The organism is Bacillus sp. SRL543, assembly GCF_984799205.1.
The window spans coordinates 1,848,527-1,865,371 of record NZ_OZ481794.1 but is presented as its reverse complement, the minus strand read 5'-3'; the positions used below and the strand labels follow the sequence as shown (position 1 = coordinate 1,865,371).

Sequence of the window (16,845 nt, the reverse complement as noted above, 5' to 3'; positions counted from 1 at the left end):
ACGCCACGTCCTGTGGCAACGCCTGCATGACCCGCGTCCTGCGGGCCTCAAGCATAAGACAAGCAGGACGGAAGGTCGTTCTTTGACCTTTTGGCCTGATTGGCTTATGACTCGAGGCTCTAGCCGCTGGAGCTGGACAATCCGAAATGCGGAAGCGGCTTGTTCTATAAAGGAACCCAAGCTAAAAACGCCACGTCCTGTCGCAACGCCTGCATGACCCGCATCCTGCGGGCCCCAAGCAGCAAAAAAAATAACAACCCCGCATGCCAGGTTGTTATTTTTTGATTTATTCCAGTTCTTCACCCTGTGGAACTGCTCCTAATCTGTAGTGAAGCTCATTGGCATGAATTTCTTCAAGCGCCTTGCCGACATTTTTATGTGACACATATTTGTCAAGCTGGGGCTTCGCATCGATTTGAAGCTTGCGGGCGCGTTTTGCCGCCACAGATACAAGGGAATATTTAGAGTCAATTTTAGTCATTAATGAGTCAATAGAAGGATATAGCATATGGTTATTCAACCTCCAGCATTTTTTTATAGCGCGGCTCGACCCGTTCCCTGCGGCAATGTTCAGCCACAACGATGGATTTGATTCTTTCGCTTGCCAGTTCCACCTGGTCATTCTCTACAACATAATCATACAGATTCATCATTTCAATTTCTTCTTTGGCTGCAGTCAGCCGATTTTTGATAACATCCTCTGTCTCAGTTCCCCTTGTCGTTATGCGGTTTTTAAGCTCAGTCAGGCTTGGCGGCATAAGGAAAATGAACAGGCCGTCAGGGAACTTTTCACGGACCTGCCGCGCACCCTGGACTTCAATTTCAAGAAATACATCTCTTCCTTTATCCAGTGTTTCCCTGACATAATCAACAGGAGTCCCATAATAGTTGCCGACGAACTCGGCATATTCAAGGAGCTTCTCCTGTTTGATCAGTTCTTCAAACTCTTCCCTTTTTGAAAAAAAGTAATCAATCCCATGGACCTCGCCGTCACGCGGAAGCCTAGTTGTCATTGAAATCGAATACTCAAAAGAAGTATCCGGCTGTGAAAAAATTTGTTTTCGTACAGTTCCTTTCCCTACCCCTGAAGGACCAGAAAGAACGATTAGTAAACCCTTTTCCTGCATAGAATGGATCCTACCCTTCATCAATAATTTCATCACGGTCATTTAATCGGTGGGCGACCGTCTCCGGCTGGACGGCCGACAAGATGACGTGGTCGCTGTCCATCACAATGACAGCCCTCGTCCGCCTGCCGTATGTCGCATCTATGAGAGAGCCCCGGTCACGGGCATCCTGGATAATCCTTTTGATCGGTGCTGATTCAGGGCTTACGATCGAAATAATCCGGTTTGCTGACACGATATTGCCAAACCCGATATTAATCAGTTTAATCGGCATGGTGGTCCTCCAATCGTCAGTTACTTATTTTGGCCGTTATGGCAGTATTTTAAACGTTTATTCTATATTCTGGACCTGCTCTTTCATCTTTTCCAGAAGGCTTTTCATCTCAACCACTTCCATGGCAATCGAAGAATCATTGGCTTTAGATCCAATGGTATTGGTTTCCCTGTTCATTTCCTGGAGAAGGAAGTCCAGTTTTCTGCCGACAGGCTCATCCAGCAGAAGCGTGCTGCCAAACTGTCCGACATGGCTTTCAAGCCTCGTTATTTCTTCATTAATATCGGCTTTATCAGAGAAAACAGCCACTTCGGCCATGATGCGGTTTTGATCGATCTGCTCGCCGAGGAACTCTATCATCTTCTTCTCAAGCCGGTCTCCATACTGCCTGATAACGAGCGGGGCAAGGTTTTTAAGCTTCTCAAGGCAGGCCTGCAGCTTCTCCAGCTGCTCCTGGATATCTTTTTCCAGCTCCACCCCTTCAGCTTTCCGCATGGAAACAAGACGGGCTGCAGCTTCCTCGACCGCTTCGATGACAATGGCTTCCAGCTCCCCATCTGCGGCATCCTCTTCATGGACGGCAAGCATACCATCCCGGCTGATCAGGTCCGTGATGGACGGTCCGCCGCTCAGGTGATATTTTTCTTTGATTTGCATTATGTATTGATAATATTCATCCAGGAGGTCCCAGTCAACATTAACTTTCCGGCTGACGGCACCTTCACCATCGATGCTGGCAAATAATTCGACTCTGCCCCGTTTAATCCATGAGGCGAGAATTTTCTTTATTTTATCCTCAAGCCTGAACATCTGCCTTGGCATCCGGAGCTGGTGCTCGGAAAACCGGTGGTTCACCGTTTTCAGTTCGATGGTGACCGAAAGGGCATCTGTGCTTTTATTGCTCCGGCCGTAGCCGGTCATGCTTGCAACCACAAAATCACATCCATTCTTTTTTCGGGGCCGTCCCCGGCAGACAGCAACTTCCCTGCCTCCCAAAGCTGGAGCTGCTTTGAGGCTGTCAAATCTTGCTCAAATCTATGTATGCTGAGCAGCAAGCAAAGCTTGCCGGCGTTTCAAGACAAAAGAAAAGGTAATAGAGACTTCTCTACTACCTTTAGGATTATACCATAGTTTATTTTGTTTTTCTTAACAAAAACGTTCCGGCAAGCAAAAAAGTTGGAACAGAAGCTAGTGCCGTAATCATGATCCAGTCTCCAGGGTGTATAGCCATCGTGTGGAAGATTGGCTGCAGCGGAGGATAGTAGATGACGGCAATCATCAGCAGAAGCGAAGAAATCACGGCCCATACAAGATATTTATTGCCGAACGGATTCCTGGCAAGAACTGATTTTTCGCTCCTGCAGTCGAAAACATGGATGAGCTGGGCAAGGACAAGGGTAGCAAACGCCACCGTCTGCGCATATCCGAGAAGATCAGGATTATTCTTGTATGCGAGCATAAATGCTGCGAGCGTAACAATCCCGATCAGGAACCCCCGGGAAACGACCTTCCAGCCTAGCCCCCTGGCAAAAACGCCTTCTTTCGGGCTCCTTGGCTTTCTTTTCATCACATCATCTTCCGGCTGGTCAAGTCCAAGCGCCATGGCCGGAAGCCCATCTGTGACAAGATTGACCCAGAGAATCTGAATCGGCACAAGGGGCAGCGGCAATGCCAGAAGCATCGCAAAGAGCATCACCAGGATTTCACCTACGTTTGAGGCCAGCAGATATCTGATGAACTTGCGGATATTTTCATAGATATTGCGCCCTTCCTTGATCGCTGCCTTAATGGTGGCGAAGTTATCGTCAAGAAGAACAAGGGCCGAAGCTTCCTTCGCTACGTCTGTTCCTGTAATGCCCATTGCCACTCCGATATCTGCCGCTTTTATGGCAGGCGCATCGTTGACGCCATCGCCTGTCATTGCAACGATATGCCCTTTATTTTGAAGAGCTTTGACTATTTTGAGTTTATGCTCAGGCGACACCCTTGCAAAAACGGAAACCTCATCAACCACATCCTCCAGCTGGCTGACGGACATCTCCGAAAGCGCCTTTCCATCCAGCACTTTGCTGCCGCCTGTCAGGATGCCAAGCTGTTTGGCAATCGCCTTGGCCGTGATAACATGGTCGCCCGTAATCATCACGGTTTTAATGCCCGCTTCCCTGCACTCCTTCACCGCTGTCCGGACCTCAGGGCGGGGGGGATCGATCATGCCCTGCAGGCCGATCATGGTCAGGTTTTTCTCTGCTTCTTTTTCATCCAGGACCACCTGGTTTGCAGGAAGCTCCTTGAAGCCGATGGCAATGGTCCTGAGCGCCTGGGAAGCAAGTCCGTCGATCGCCTCCTGGACCGTTTTTTTCATTTCGCCCGTCATCACCTGGCGCTTATCGTCCCAGAGGATCGAGTTGCTGATCCCCGCCAAAACATCCGGGGCCCCTTTCGTCACAATGAATTGCCTGCCGTTCCTGTCTTTAACGATGATGCTCATCATTTTCCTGGCCGAATCGAAAGGGAATTCGTTAAGGACCTGGTACTGGTCCATAAGGCTTTCCCTCCTGTAGCCAGCCTTCATAGCCGCAACCAGAAGGGCTCCTTCTGTAGGATCTCCATCGATGACATATTCGCCTTTTTTCTCTGCTAGCTCCGCATGATTGCAAAGCAGGCCGAACATCAGCATCTGCTGGAGGGACTTCTGGGCCTTTACATCCACCCGCTTTTCGTCCCAATAAAAGTTTCCGGAAGGATTATAGCCGATTCCATCCACCGTCCACTGTTTCCCGCCGCTCCAAAGATGGGTGACCGTCATTTGATTCTGTGTCATTGTCCCGGTTTTATCGGAGCAGATGACCGAGGCGCAGCCCAATGTTTCAACGGCCGGGAGCTTCCTCACAATGGCATTCTTCTTGATCATCCTCTGGACGCCAAGCGAGAGGGCAACCGTCACAATGGCCGGCAGCCCCTCAGGAATGGCTGCTACCGCAAGCGAAACGCCAGCAAGGAACATTGTATACAGCTCATGTCCCTGTATGACACCGACAAGCACGACCAGGACAGTCAATAGGAGGGCAGCTGTGATCAGGATTTTCCCAAGCTGCTCCAGTCTGCGCTGAAGAGGCGTCTCCATTGTTTCAGCGTTCTGAAGCAGATCGGCTATTTGGCCCATCGCTGTCTTCATGCCAGTAGCAACAACCACCCCTACACCGCTTCCCCTAGTGATCATCGTACCCATAAAGGCCATGTTCTCCATGTCGCCCAGCCCCGGATTGTCGGCCTTCAAGGATGCGGTCGTCTTCTGGACCGGAACCGATTCTCCCGTTAAAGCCGACTCTTCTATTTCAAGGCTTTTGGATTCAATGAGCCTGATATCGGCGCCAATCCGGTCGCCGCTTGTGAATTTCAGCAGGTCACCCGGCACGACTTCCTTGGAGGGGACCCTGACCCACTTCCCGCCGCGGAGAACTTGTACCTGCGGTGCTGACAATTCTTTTAAGGCTGAAAGGGATCTCTCCGCCTTTCTTTCCTGGAAAAAGCCCAATAAACCATTGATGATGACAATTGCAATGATGGCAATCGCATCAATATATTCTCCCAGCAGCCCTGAAACAAGAGTGGCCGCAAGCAGGACCAGCACCATGAAATCCTTGAACTGGCTGAAAAACAGCAGCAGGGCAGATTGCTTTTCCCCTTCTGCCAGCTCGTTGAAACCATGATGGTTCCTCCGTTTTTTCACGTCATCATCGGTCAGCCCAGCCGAAAAATCCGTATTTAATGCTTCTTCCACTTCTCTTTCATTCATCTCATGGAATTTCATCCGGCCATCACTCTTCCTCCTTTTAAATTCTATGGGAGCCTGCCTGACTGCAGCAGGCCATGACAGAAATCCTGCTCGATCTGAATGAATTCCTTCGTCTTCCAGCCCTGCGGCCATTTATGGCACAAAGCTGTCCCACTCCGCTCTAAGAAATCTTATTCAAACCTGTCCAAAAAAATGCCAGCTGCCGGGGGAAGAATGAGCAATCCTGGCCGATTTTTGTTAGAATAAGATATTAGAAACAAATTCTGCTGAACAGATCAGCTCCTAAAAAAATACTTAATTGCGGATTGGCATCATACCCATCCGAACAAGAGAAAAGGATGTTCCTTATGTCATTTGATGGATTGTTTACAAGAGCCATGGCACATGAGCTCTCAGATACATTGCAGGGCGGGCGGATCAACAAAATCCACCAGCCGTACAAAAATGAGATTGTCCTTGTCATCAGGGCGAATGGAAAGAACCACAAGCTCCTGCTTTCCGCACATCCAAGCTATGCACGTGCCCAGCTGACCTATGAGGCCTACGACAACCCGAGTGAGCCGCCTATGTTCTGCATGCTGCTCCGGAAGCATCTGGAAGGCTACATACTCGAGGATATACGCCAGTCCGGGCTGGACAGGATTCTCATCCTGGACGTGAAAGGCAGGAATGAGATCGGCGATATCTCAAACAAACAGCTGATTGTGGAAATAATGGGGCGCCACAGCAATATTGTTCTTGTGGATAAAGGCCGCAATATGATCCTCGACAGCATCAAGCATGTTTCTTATGCCCTTAACAGCCACAGAGCTGTCCTGCCGGGCCAGGAATATGTGAGCCCCCCTGAGCAGAATAAAATCAACCCTCTGGGGCTTGAGGAAGAGGATATTCTCAGGAAGCTCGATTTTAATGCCGGGAAAATGGATAAACAGCTTGTCGAGCAATTTGCGGGCATTTCTCCGCTTTTTGCGAAAGAAGCTGTCAAGCGTGCAGGGATGGCCAACCGGAATACGATTCCGAAGGCTTTTATGCAATTGCTTGCCCCAGTAAAAAATCATGAATATACACCTGCCATTACAGCCGGGCAGAAAGAAAATTTCTATCTGTTCCCACTGGAGCATACAGGGGGCGAGAGCCGGACTTTCGATACTCTGAGCGGGATGCTCGACCGTTTTTATTTCGGAAAAGCTGAAAGGGACCGCGTCAAACAGCAGGGCAATGACCTTGAACGCTTTATCATCAATGAAAAAGAGAAAAATGAAAAAAAGATCGAGAAGCTGAAAAAAACACTGGAGGAAGCCAGGAACGCCGACCAGCATCAGCTGTCGGGGGAACTGCTGACAGCCAATCTGTATGCGGCAGAAAAAGGCATGAAGGAGATTGAAGTCATCAACTATTATGATGAAAACGGCGGAACGGTGATCATCCCGCTCGACCCGCTAAAAACGCCTTCTGAAAATGCGCAGAAATATTTCACAAAATATCAAAAAGCCAAAACCGCCGCTGGCGTCGTTAAAGAGCAGATTGATAAAGCAAAGGAAGAGGCCGCATACTTCGAGTCACTCATGCAGCAGGTTGAAGCGGCATCCACAAAGGATATTGAAGAAATAAGAGAAGAGCTGGCTGAGGGCGGCTATATACGAATCCGCCAGAAAAAGCAAAATAAAAAATCAGCCAGTGCAAAGCCGGTCCTTGACAGGTATACCGCAACGGACGGCACAGAAATTTTTGTCGGCAAGAACAACAAGCAAAATGACTACCTGACCAATAAGCTTGCTGCCAGAGATGAAATCTGGCTTCATACAAAGGATATTCCCGGCTCCCATGTCGTCATCAGGGATAAAACCCCTTCAGATGAAACGATACTTGAAGCCGCGAAGCTGGCTGCTTATTTCAGCAAGGCCCGCAGCTCAGGCTCGGTGCCGGTTGATTACACCCAGGTGCGCCACGTTAAGAAGCCAAGCGGGGCCAAGCCCGGCTTTGTCATCTATGACAACCAGCAGACCGTTTATGTGACGCCGGACGAAGAAACTGTTTTGACTCTTAAAAAATCCCAGTAACATTAGCTTAAATTGAAAAGGGAAGAAGAATCCCCGCATTCTTCTTCCCTTTTTCCTATTTCCTGACCGCACCCCATTCGGATGGATTCTCTCTCCAATCAGAAAGGGCGGACATTTCGCCAGATGTGATATAGCCCTTCTCCCTTGCAGTTCCTGCAAGCTCTGTAAAGCTGGTCAAGGAATAAGACTTTATCCCTGCTTCAGAAAGCTTCTGCTTCCCCTGCTCCAGCTCGTATGTAAAAATGGATACCGCCCCAAGCACTTCACACCCTGCTTCGCGGAGTGCCTCGACAGCTGTGATCACACTGCCTCCAGTTGAAATAAGATCTTCAACGACAACCACTTTCTGCCCTTTTTCTGCTTTTCCTTCAATTTGCTTCCCTTTTCCATGCCCTTTCGCCTTTGAACGGACATAGCACATCGGCAGTCCCAGCAGATCGCTTGCCCAGGCAGCATGGGGGATTCCTGCTGTCGCAGTTCCGGCTATGATTTCAGCTTCCGGAAAATGCTCTTCTATAAACACTTTCAGCCCAGCAGCAATTTCCTTTCGCACCTCAGGATAAGACATCGTCAGGCGGTTGTCGCAATAGATAGGGGACAGCAGGCCCGAAGACCAGGTAAAAGGATTGGAAGGCTGGAGGGTAACCGCTCCTATTTCCAGCAATCTTTCAGCAATTGGTTTCTTCATGACAAAACGCCCTCCCAATGATTTTTGAATGACAGATAAGCTTTATATGGATCAGCAGCTCTTGTGATTGAACGGCCGACCACTATGGCCGAGACTCCTTCTTCCTTTGCAAACCCAGGGGTGGCTATCCGCTTTTGGTCCCCTGACGCTTCATCTGCCAGGCGGATGCCTGGCGTCACTGTCAGGAATCCTCCTCCAAAACGGCTGTTCAGCAGCTTTGCTTCATGCGGGGAGCAGACGACACCATCAAGCCCTGACTGTCTGGCAAGTTTCGCATAATGGACCACAGAATCATTCAGGGAAACCTGGATCAGCTGCTCTGCCTGCATCTGATCTTCTGATGTGCTGGTGAGCTGTGTCACCGCAATGCACAGAGGCCTTTTTTTGCCGGCTGCTGTCCCTTCTTCCAGCCCTGCAATGGCCGCCTTCATCATTTCACTGCCGCCGGCTGCATGGACATTGACCAGGTCGCAGCCAAGGCCGGCAATTCTTCTCATGCTGCTGCCGACTGTATTAGGGATATCGTGGAGCTTTAAATCCAGGAATACTTCATGCCCTTCCGCCTTCAGTTCCCGGACCATATCAGGTCCCTCCTGGTAAAAAAGCTCCATGCCCACTTTAACAAATAAATTTTCTTCAGGAAATTTCCCGAGGAAGGATCGAACTTCTTCCTTTCCTGCAAAATCAAGCGCGATGATAAGCGGATTTTTCATGCTTGCCCCAGCTCCTTCCCGTACATTCGCTAATATGCTCGAAACCAAGCTTCTCCAGCAATTCCGGGAGCTCATCGATAATGTTTGGACAGACAAAAGGATCCACGAAATTGGCCGTTCCGACCGCAACAGCTGAAGCTCCGGCATAAAAGAACTCGATCACATCCTCCGCTGTCTCAACACCCCCCATTCCGATGATGGGCAGATCCACCTGCTGGCTCACTTCATAGATCATCCTTAATGCCACAGGCTTTATCGATGGCCCCGAAAGCCCTCCCGTCCGGTTGGCAAGGATTGGACGGCCAGTGTTCAGATCCACCCTCATGCCAAGAAGCGTATTGATCATGGTAAGAGCATCTGCACCGCCTTCTTCAACGGCTTTTGCCATTTCAACAATATTCGTGACATTGGGGGACAGTTTTACATATACAGGCACAGAAGAGGCAGCCTTCACTTTTTTTGTCAGGCTCTTTGCTACCTCCGGGCTGGTCCCGAAAGCGATGCCCCCTGTCTTGACGTTCGGACAGGAGATATTAAGCTCCAAAGCCTTTACATTGGCTGCTTTTGATAGCTCCCTGGCCACTTCTATATAATCTTCTTCTGTGCTGCCTGCTATATTGGCGATAATGGGTACATCATATTGCTCCAGCCTCGGAAGCTCTTCCATGAGGACCTTATCAAGCCCCGGATTTTGAAGGCCGATAGCATTCAGCATCCCCGCAGGCGTTTCTGCGACCCGTGGAGTCGGATTGCCGAATCTCGGCTCAAGAGTGGTCGCTTTGATCATAATGGCTCCAAGCACGCTCAAATCATATAACCCGCTGTATTCTTTTCCGAACCCGAAGCACCCGGACGCAGGCATAATTGGATTTTTAAGGCTTAAGCCCGGCAGCTCAACACCCAGGATACTCATAGAACAACCTCCCCTGCCCTGAAAACAGGACCGTCTGTGCAGACTTTTTTATAGCTGAAGCCCTCTGGATCATCAGCCGTATGGCAGACACAGGCAAAGCATGCCCCCAGGCCGCAGCCCATCCGCTCTTCCAGCGATAAAAAGACCTTTTTGTCTCCATAAGCATTTTCAAGCGCCTTCAGCATCGGTGTCGGCCCGCAGGCATACATTACATCAAATTCCAGCTCTTCCCGGACAATGATATCGGTCACAAAACCCCTTGACCCGTATGTTCCATCAGCTGTTGCAATAAAGGTCTCTCCCAGCTTAGAAAATTCCTGCTCGTAAAACACATGTTCAGCAGATTGAAATCCATGCACACTCACTGTCTTGACGCCCCGCGCTTTCAATCTTAGCGCCAATTCATATAAAGGCGGCACGCCGATCCCGCCCCCGACAAGAAGGGCTGTCTGGCCAGGACTGGCTTCCATTTCAGGGAAGCCGTTGCCCAGCGGACCGAGGACATCGACCTTTTCGCCTGCCAGCTTTGAAGCCAGCAGATTGGTCCCCCGGCCACCGGCCCGGTAAATCACAGTAAAGGTCTGGCGGCTTTTATTGATTTCTGCTATTGAAATCGGCCTTCTTAAAAGCGGATCATATCCTTGCGATACTTTTAAGTGGACGAATTGCCCGGCAGTCTCCATCTCATGGACAAGCTCACCCTTTAAGGTGAGCTCATAAATATCTCCTGCAATTTCTTTTTGTGACACGATCGTGCAGAGTTCCTGCCTGATCATAGAAGGACCGCCTTCTTCTCAGTAGTGCCAGGTGACATTGCCTCTGCCGAGAAATTCATAGATTCAATGACCTGCAGGATTGCTTCAGCCGTATCCAGGGATGTCAGGCATGGGACGCCGTTTTCCACTGACTCCCTCCGGATTCGGAAGCCGTCGCGCGCCGGCTGCTTTCCTTTTGTCAGCGTATTGATGACCAGCTGGGCCTCTCCATTGCGGATGACATCCAGCAGGTCAGGGCCGTCTGCCCCGATCTTGTCGACAACCTTCACCGGAATGCCGGCAGCAGAGAAATAGCCTGCTGTACCGCTCGTCGCCATAACCTGATAGCCGATTTCGGCAAATCGGTTGGCAAGAGCCAAGGCTTCTTCTTTATCTTTGTCAGCCACTGTCATCAGGACGTTCCCGTACTCGCTGATTTTCATCCCTGATGCCACAAGCCCTTTGTATAAAGCTTTTTCAAGGGTATGGTCTTTGCCCATCACCTCGCCTGTTGACTTCATCTCAGGGCCGAGCGTGATGTCGACCCGTCTCAGCTTCGCGAAGGAAAACACCGGCACTTTTACATACACGCCCTGCTTTTCCGGCACAAGTCCTGACTCGTAGCCCTGGCTTTCAAGCGACTGCCCGAGGATTACCTTTGTTGCAATATTAGCCATCGGGACATTGGTGATTTTAGATAAGAAAGGTACTGTCCGGCTGGAGCGCGGGTTCACTTCTAATACATAAACCTCTCCCTTTGCCACGACATACTGGATATTCAGCAGCCCGATGATGCCGAGCCCCTTTGCCAGCTTCTCTGTGTATTCAATCAGCTTAGCTTTTACTTCCCCTGATAGATTCTGCGGCGGATACACGGCAATCGAGTCACCTGAATGGACGCCTGCCCGCTCGATATGCTCCATGATCCCCGGGATGACGACTCTTTCCCCGTCACAGATTGCATCGACTTCAATTTCCTTCCCAGTCAGATAGCGGTCGATCAGTACAGGATGTTCAGGATTCACCTTAACCGCATTTATCATATAATGGAGCAGTTCTTCTTCTTTGTAGACAATCTCCATTGCCCTGCCGCCAAGGACATATGAAGGGCGGACAAGGACAGGATAGCCGATTTCGGCAGCAATCACGGCTGCATCTTCTGCAGAGAAAGCTGTTTTTCCCTGCGGCTGGGGAATGTTAAGATCTGTCAGTGCCATTTCAAATTTATCCCTGTTCTCAGCGCGGTCAAGATTTTCAAGTGATGTCCCAAGGATTTTCACACCCCGTTTCACAAGTTCTGCCGCAAGATTGATCGCTGTCTGGCCCCCGAATTGGACAACTGCGCCTTCAGGTTTTTCAAGATCAATGATATGCATAACATCTTCAATCGTAAGGGGCTCAAAATAGAGCTTATCGGAAATGCTGAAATCTGTTGAAACAGTTTCCGGGTTATTATTGATGATGATTGCTTCATAGCCGGCTTCTTTAATTGCCCATACAGAATGCACCGTTGCGTAATCAAACTCGATTCCCTGCCCGATGCGGATCGGCCCTGAGCCAAGCACGACGATGCTCTTCCTGTCTGTAACGATGGACTCGTTTTCTTCTTCATAAGTTCCGTAGTAATAAGGTGTTTCTGATTCAAACTCTGCCGCACAAGTATCGACCATCTTATAAACCGGAACGATGTTATTTTCCTTTCGCCATATATAGACCTCCTGCTCCGAGGAATCCCAGAGCCCGGCAAGCACTTTATCTGAAAAGCCCATTTCCTTTGCTTGTTTCGCCGCTTCCTGATCAAAGCATCTGGCAGAGAGAGTCTGTTCAAATGAAACGATTTTGTTCATCTTATAAAGGAAGAATAAGTCGATCTGGCTCCACTCATGGATGGTTTCAATTGATACTCCCCGCCTCAGCGCTTCAGAGATGTAGAACAGCCTCTCATCGCCTGCTTTGCGGATACGCTTTTCCATAAGAGCATCATCGATTTCCTCAGGATTGTTCAAAGCAAAATGGTATACATTGGCTTCGAGCGACCTGATGGCCTTAAGCAAGGACTCTTCAAATGTCCGCCCGATGGCCATTACTTCACCTGTTGCTTTCATCTGCGTGCCGAGCGAGCGGTTGGCTGACTCAAATTTATCAAAAGGCCAGCGCGGAATCTTGGTCACAATATAATCAAGGGCAGGCTCAAAGCATGCATACGTTTTTCCGGTGACCGGGTTCATCATTTCATCAAGCGTCAGGCCTACGGCAATCTTCGCAGCCAGCTTGGCAATCGGATAGCCTGTCGCCTTGGAAGCCAGCGCAGAAGAGCGGCTCACACGAGGATTTACTTCAATGATATAGTAGTCGAAGCTGTATGGATCCAGCGCAAGCTGGACATTGCAGCCTCCCTCGATTTCCAGGGCACGGATGATTTTCAGCGATACATTTCGGAGCAGCTGGTATTCACGGTCGCTTAAGGTCTGGCTCGGCGCGACAACGATAGAATCCCCTGTATGGACCCCTACCGGATCGATGTTTTCCATGTTGCAGACAACGATCGCATTGTCGTTGGAATCTCTCATAACCTCGTATTCTATTTCTTTAAAGCCGGCAATGCTCTTCTCCAGCAGGCACTGGGTGACAGGGCTGTTCTTCAGGCCGCTCGCCGTAATTTCCAGCAGCTCTTCTTCATCATGGCAGATGCCTCCCCCAGTTCCGCCAAGTGTAAAAGCAGGGCGGACAATCACCGGATAGCCGATCTGCTCTGCAAATGCACGGGCTTCATCAATATTATGGATGATTTCACTATCAGGGACCGGCTCGCCCAATTCGTTCATCAGGTTTCTGAACAGATCGCGGTCTTCTGCTTTTTCAATGGCCGACAGCTTTGTTCCGAGCACTTCCACGCCGCACTCCTCGAGCACGCCTGCTTTAGACAGCTCGACCGCCAGATTCAGGCCAGTCTGCCCGCCAAGCGTCGGAACAATCGCATCCGGGCGCTCCTTGCGGATGATCCTGCTGACAAACTCAAGCGTCAGCGGTTCAATATAGACAGCATCGGCAATCTCTGTATCTGTCATGATGGTCGCCGGATTCGAGTTGACGAGGATGACCTTGTATCCTTCTTCTTTCAGCGCTATGCAGGCCTGTGTTCCGGCATAGTCGAATTCAGCCGCCTGCCCGATGACAATGGGTCCCGACCCGATCACTAGAATGCTTTTTATATCTGTACGCTTTGGCATGCTGCAGCACCTTCCCGTTTCTCAGATTCGATCATTTGCAGAAATTGTTCAAATAGGTTGTTGGCATCCTCCGGCCCCGGAGAAGCTTCAGGATGATATTGGACTGTAAAAGCAGGTACATTCTTATGCTTCAGCCCTTCGACCGTCCCGTCGTTAAGGGCGGTATGCGTCACTTCAAGGGGTGTGCCGGCAATAGAATCTTCATTGACTGAATATCCATGGTTCTGAGATGTCAGCGCCACTTTCCCGGTTTCAAGTTCCTTGACAGGATGATTGGAGCCCCTGTGGCCGAATTTCAGTTTCTCTGTATCAGCGCCGCAAGCAAGTGCAAACAGCTGGTGGCCGAGGCAGATCCCGAACAACGGGACCTTACCGAGCAGCCCCTGGATCATCGGAATGGCTTCCTTTACATCTTTCGGGTCCCCAGGCCCATTTGAGAGCATAACCCCGTCAGGGCTCAGGCTAAGGATTTCTTCGCTTGTTGTATGGTATGGCACGACGATCACATCACAGCCCCGTTTGTTCAGCTCCCTGAGAATCCCATGCTTCATCCCATAGTCAACAAGCACAACCCTGCGGCCGCGGCCCGGGGAAGGATAAGCTGTCTTCGTTGATACCATTTTCACCTGGTCATGCGGAAGGACAGCAGACTTCAGCTTTTCAATCACCTCGGAAGGATCTTGTTCAATCGGACAGATGCTCCCTTTTAAAGTTCCATGCTTCCGGATGATCCTTGTCAGCTTCCTTGTATCGATGCCGGCTATTCCAGGAATGCCTTTTGCTTCCAGATAATCACTTAAAGAGTGCTCATTCCGCCAATTGGAAGGGAATTCAGACGCTTCTTTGACCACTAATCCGTTAATCGCTGGAGAAATGCTCTCAAAGTCGTCCCTGTTGATGCCATAGTTCCCGATCAGCGGGTATGTCAGTACGACGATCTGGCTGCAGTAAGAAGGATCTGAGAGAATCTCCTGATATCCTGTCATCCCTGTGTTGAACACCACCTCGCCGGAAGCTGCAGAACTGCTCCCGAATCCTTTTCCGATAAAAATGGTTCCGTCTTCCAAAATCAGCTGTTTTTTCATGCGTTGACACTCTCCTTTGCCCAAGCAGTTTTTCCGTTCACTATAGTCAGAACCGGCCATCCTTTGCAGGTCCAGCTTGAAAATGGGGTGTTTTTTCCCTTTGATAAAAATTCCTCCGGATCAATGTTCTGCTCATGATCGAGATCAAGCAGCACCAGATCGGCATATGATCCTTCCTCCAGTCTGCCGTATGGCAGGCCGAAAGCTTCCGAAGGCTTGATGGTCAAGAAATCAACCAGCTGTTTTAAAGTGATGATGTTCTTCAGCACCAGGTTGGTGTACAGAAGAGGAAAGGCAGTTTCCAGCCCAGTAATTCCAAACGGGGCAAGCTCCATTCCTTCTTCCTTTTCTGCCGCAGTATGCGGGGCATGGTCGGTTGCGATAAAATCGATAGTGCCGTCCAAAAGGCCCTCGATCAATGCCTCGCGGTCGCCGGCGCTCCTGAGCGGCGGATTCATTTTGAAATTCGGGTCAAGGCCAGGTATATCGTCTTCACATAATAGGAGATGGTGGGGAGTGACCTCAGCGGTTACCTTAATCCCTGCCCTTTTGCTGTCCCTGACAACCCTGACAGACTCTTTAGTAGAAATGTGGCACACATGATAGTGGCATCCAGCGGCTTCAGCCAGCAGCACATCCCTTGCAATATGTACAGATTCGCATACCGATGGGATCCCATTGATAGCATGCTTCCTTGAAAACTCCCCTTCATGGACGGAGCCTTTATTGATTAATGTATTCTCTTCACAGTGCGCAACAACAGGCATTTTGATGGCAGCGGCTTTTTTCATCGCTGAGAGCATCATCCCGGCTGACTGCACGCCCACCCCGTCATCGGTAAAAGCAAAGGCACCAGCCTGCTTCAGCCCTTCAAAATCCGTGAGCTCGCCGCCAAGCTGCCTGACGGTAATCGAGGCATAAGGAAGGACTCTTACATGAGCTGATTCCCCAATCCTTTTCGTCAGCCATTCCATTTGCTCTTTGGTGTCAGGCACAGGCCTCGTGTTCGGCATCGGGGCGATCGTTGTGAAGCCTCCATGAGCTGCAGCCCTGGTTCCCGTTTCAATCGTTTCTTTCTTTTCTCCCCCCGGCTCCCTCAGGTGCACATGAAGATCGACAAAGCCCGGGGCAGCCAATAATCCTGCTGCATCTATCACTTCTGCATCCTCACTGGCGATTTCCATCGCGATTTCAGCAATTCTCCCGCCCTCTATCAGGATATCCTTCTGTACCAGCTCTCCATTTTCAGTAAGCAATCTGGCATTTTTGATCAGCTTTTTCATGATTACCGCTCCCCTCTTTATGTTCAAGCGCCCTTTTAAGTACTGCCATACGAACAAATACACCATTTTCCATCTGCTTAAAAATCCTTGACCTGCTGGATTCCACCAGGCTGTCTGCTATTTCAACCCCTCTGTTGACAGGGGCAGGATGCATGATGATGCTTCCTGGCTTCATCCGCCTTTCGCGGCTTTCAGTAAGACCATACTTTTCATGGTACCTGGCAGCAGAACGTCCGGTGCTTTCCTGATGTCTCTCATGCTGGATTCTCAGGAGCATGACCACGTCTGCCGTTTCAATCGCTTCATCGATTTCTTCATAACTTCCAGAAAGGCTGAAGGTAGTGTCGAACCACTCCTCCGGCCCCGAGAACACAACCTCTGCACCAAGCCTTGCCAATGCTTCAGCATTTGACCGGGCCACCCTGCTGTGAAGAATGTCACCGATGATGGCAACCTTCAAGCCGGCAAAGCGGCCAAACTCCTGCCGGATCGTCAGCAGGTCCAGCAGCGACTGTGTTGGATGGTGGCCGCAGCCGTCACCTGCATTCAGGATCGGGATGCCTATCTTTCCGGAAAGAGAGCTGAAGTAATTCTCCTCCTGATGGCGGATGACCACCGCATCAACACCTACTGACTCAAGTGTCTTAACCGTGTCATAAAGCGACTCACCCTTCTGGACGCTCGATGTACCCGCTTCAAAAGGAATGACTTCAAGGCCAAGCTTCCTTTCAGCGACTTCAAAGCTGCACTTTGTCCTTGTGCTTGCCTCAAAGAAGAGATTGGCAACGAAGGACTGTGAAGACGGCCTCCAGGCCGCACCTTCAGCAAACTCCTGTGCCTGTTTAAGAATTCCCCCGATTTCTGTTATGCTCAGTTCATTCATCGTGAGCAGTTCTTTCATCTTTGCATCCTCCTTGACGG

14 protein-coding genes are annotated in these 16,845 nt (G+C 50.1%); 1 reads left to right on the top strand and 13 read right to left on the bottom strand.

Going from position 1 to position 16,845, the window contains the following annotated elements:
* Positions 1-286: 286 nt before the first annotated feature.
* The 5 genes from rpoZ to AC4E8B_RS09455 form a co-directional block, all read right to left on the bottom strand.
* On the bottom strand, positions 287-508 hold the full coding sequence (rpoZ, locus tag AC4E8B_RS09475) for a DNA-directed RNA polymerase subunit omega (RefSeq protein ID WP_148974242.1): 222 nt from the start codon (positions 506-508) through the stop codon (positions 287-289).
* A gap of 4 nt (positions 509-512) precedes the next feature.
* On the bottom strand, positions 513-1,127 hold the full coding sequence (gene gmk, locus AC4E8B_RS09470; RefSeq protein ID WP_490219598.1) for a guanylate kinase: 615 nt from the start codon (positions 1,125-1,127) through the stop codon (positions 513-515).
* A gap of 10 nt (positions 1,128-1,137) precedes the next feature.
* Positions 1,138-1,401, bottom strand: a complete 264-nt coding sequence (gene remA / locus AC4E8B_RS09465) for an extracellular matrix/biofilm regulator RemA (RefSeq protein WP_009795972.1) — start codon at positions 1,399-1,401, stop codon at positions 1,138-1,140.
* Between the two features lie 57 nt (positions 1,402-1,458).
* A complete protein-coding gene (locus AC4E8B_RS09460) occupies positions 1,459-2,334 on the bottom strand; it encodes a YicC/YloC family endoribonuclease (RefSeq protein WP_490218470.1) in 876 nt (291 codons plus the stop codon).
* A gap of 199 nt (positions 2,335-2,533) precedes the next feature.
* Positions 2,534-5,212, bottom strand: a complete 2,679-nt coding sequence (locus tag AC4E8B_RS09455) for a calcium-translocating P-type ATPase, SERCA-type (protein ID WP_490219596.1) — start codon at positions 5,210-5,212, stop codon at positions 2,534-2,536.
* A gap of 332 nt (positions 5,213-5,544) precedes the next feature.
* On the opposite strand from AC4E8B_RS09455, the gene AC4E8B_RS09450 reads away from it, so the two are divergent.
* Positions 5,545-7,257: an Rqc2 family fibronectin-binding protein gene (locus tag AC4E8B_RS09450; RefSeq protein ID WP_490218468.1), complete on the top strand. Its 1,713-nt coding sequence runs from the start codon at positions 5,545-5,547 to the stop codon at positions 7,255-7,257.
* Positions 7,258-7,312: 55 nt separating this feature from the next.
* Here AC4E8B_RS09450 and pyrE read toward each other — a convergent pair whose 3' ends face one another.
* Genes pyrE through AC4E8B_RS09410 form a run of 8 tightly spaced genes read right to left on the bottom strand, consistent with a single transcriptional unit; the run spans position 7,313 to position 16,825 of the window.
* Entirely contained in the window at positions 7,313-7,945 is a 633-nt protein-coding gene (gene pyrE, locus AC4E8B_RS09445) for an orotate phosphoribosyltransferase (protein WP_490218466.1), read from the bottom strand.
* Complete coding sequence (pyrF, locus tag AC4E8B_RS09440) at positions 7,942-8,658, bottom strand: orotidine-5'-phosphate decarboxylase (protein ID WP_490218464.1); 717 nt, start codon at positions 8,656-8,658, stop codon at positions 7,942-7,944. The genes pyrE and pyrF overlap by 4 nt, the downstream gene beginning before the upstream one ends.
* Positions 8,630-9,571, bottom strand: coding sequence for a dihydroorotate dehydrogenase (locus tag AC4E8B_RS09435; protein ID WP_490218463.1), 942 nt, complete (start codon positions 9,569-9,571; stop codon positions 8,630-8,632). Before AC4E8B_RS09435 ends, pyrF begins: the two co-directional genes overlap by 29 nt.
* Positions 9,568-10,347, bottom strand: a complete 780-nt coding sequence (locus AC4E8B_RS09430) for a dihydroorotate dehydrogenase electron transfer subunit (RefSeq protein ID WP_490218461.1) — start codon at positions 10,345-10,347, stop codon at positions 9,568-9,570. Before AC4E8B_RS09430 ends, AC4E8B_RS09435 begins: the two co-directional genes overlap by 4 nt.
* On the bottom strand, positions 10,344-13,556 hold the full coding sequence (carB, locus tag AC4E8B_RS09425; protein ID WP_490218459.1) for a carbamoyl-phosphate synthase large subunit: 3,213 nt from the start codon (positions 13,554-13,556) through the stop codon (positions 10,344-10,346). The genes AC4E8B_RS09430 and carB overlap by 4 nt, the downstream gene beginning before the upstream one ends.
* Positions 13,535-14,641, bottom strand: coding sequence for a carbamoyl phosphate synthase small subunit (locus AC4E8B_RS09420; RefSeq protein WP_490218457.1), 1,107 nt, complete (start codon positions 14,639-14,641; stop codon positions 13,535-13,537). Before AC4E8B_RS09420 ends, carB begins: the two co-directional genes overlap by 22 nt.
* Complete coding sequence (pyrC, locus tag AC4E8B_RS09415) at positions 14,638-15,924, bottom strand: dihydroorotase (RefSeq protein WP_490218456.1); 1,287 nt, start codon at positions 15,922-15,924, stop codon at positions 14,638-14,640. The genes AC4E8B_RS09420 and pyrC overlap by 4 nt, the downstream gene beginning before the upstream one ends.
* Positions 15,887-16,825 carry an aspartate carbamoyltransferase catalytic subunit gene (locus tag AC4E8B_RS09410; RefSeq protein WP_490218454.1) on the bottom strand — a complete coding sequence of 313 codons (939 nt, stop codon included), beginning with the start codon at positions 16,823-16,825 and terminating at the stop codon, positions 15,887-15,889. The genes pyrC and AC4E8B_RS09410 overlap by 38 nt, the downstream gene beginning before the upstream one ends.
* Positions 16,826-16,845 lie beyond the last annotated feature (20 nt).

What these genes read in the sequence shown, in the direction of transcription:
- rpoZ (WP_148974242.1), bottom strand. Translation starts at nt 508, where the DNA reads ATGCTATATCCTTCTATTGACTCATTAATGACTAAAATTGACTCTAAA.
- gmk (WP_490219598.1), bottom strand. Translation starts at nt 1,127, where the DNA reads ATGCAGGAAAAGGGTTTACTAATCGTTCTTTCTGGTCCTTCAGGGGTA.
- remA (WP_009795972.1), bottom strand. Translation starts at nt 1,401, where the DNA reads ATGCCGATTAAACTGATTAATATCGGGTTTGGCAATATCGTGTCAGCA.
- AC4E8B_RS09455 (WP_490219596.1), bottom strand. Translation starts at nt 5,212, where the DNA reads ATGAAATTCCATGAGATGAATGAAAGAGAAGTGGAAGAAGCATTAAAT.
- AC4E8B_RS09450 (WP_490218468.1), top strand. Translation starts at nt 5,545, where the DNA reads ATGTCATTTGATGGATTGTTTACAAGAGCCATGGCACATGAGCTCTCA.
- pyrE (WP_490218466.1), bottom strand. Translation starts at nt 7,945, where the DNA reads ATGAAGAAACCAATTGCTGAAAGATTGCTGGAAATAGGAGCGGTTACC.
- pyrF (WP_490218464.1), bottom strand. Translation starts at nt 8,658, where the DNA reads ATGAAAAATCCGCTTATCATCGCGCTTGATTTTGCAGGAAAGGAAGAA.
- AC4E8B_RS09435 (WP_490218463.1), bottom strand. Translation starts at nt 9,571, where the DNA reads ATGAGTATCCTGGGTGTTGAGCTGCCGGGCTTAAGCCTTAAAAATCCA.
- AC4E8B_RS09430 (WP_490218461.1), bottom strand. Translation starts at nt 10,347, where the DNA reads ATGATCAGGCAGGAACTCTGCACGATCGTGTCACAAAAAGAAATTGCA.
- carB (WP_490218459.1), bottom strand. Translation starts at nt 13,556, where the DNA reads ATGCCAAAGCGTACAGATATAAAAAGCATTCTAGTGATCGGGTCGGGA.
- AC4E8B_RS09420 (WP_490218457.1), bottom strand. Translation starts at nt 14,641, where the DNA reads ATGAAAAAACAGCTGATTTTGGAAGACGGAACCATTTTTATCGGAAAA.
- pyrC (WP_490218456.1), bottom strand. Translation starts at nt 15,924, where the DNA reads ATGAAAAAGCTGATCAAAAATGCCAGATTGCTTACTGAAAATGGAGAG.
- AC4E8B_RS09410 (WP_490218454.1), bottom strand. Translation starts at nt 16,825, where the DNA reads ATGAAAGAACTGCTCACGATGAATGAACTGAGCATAACAGAAATCGGG.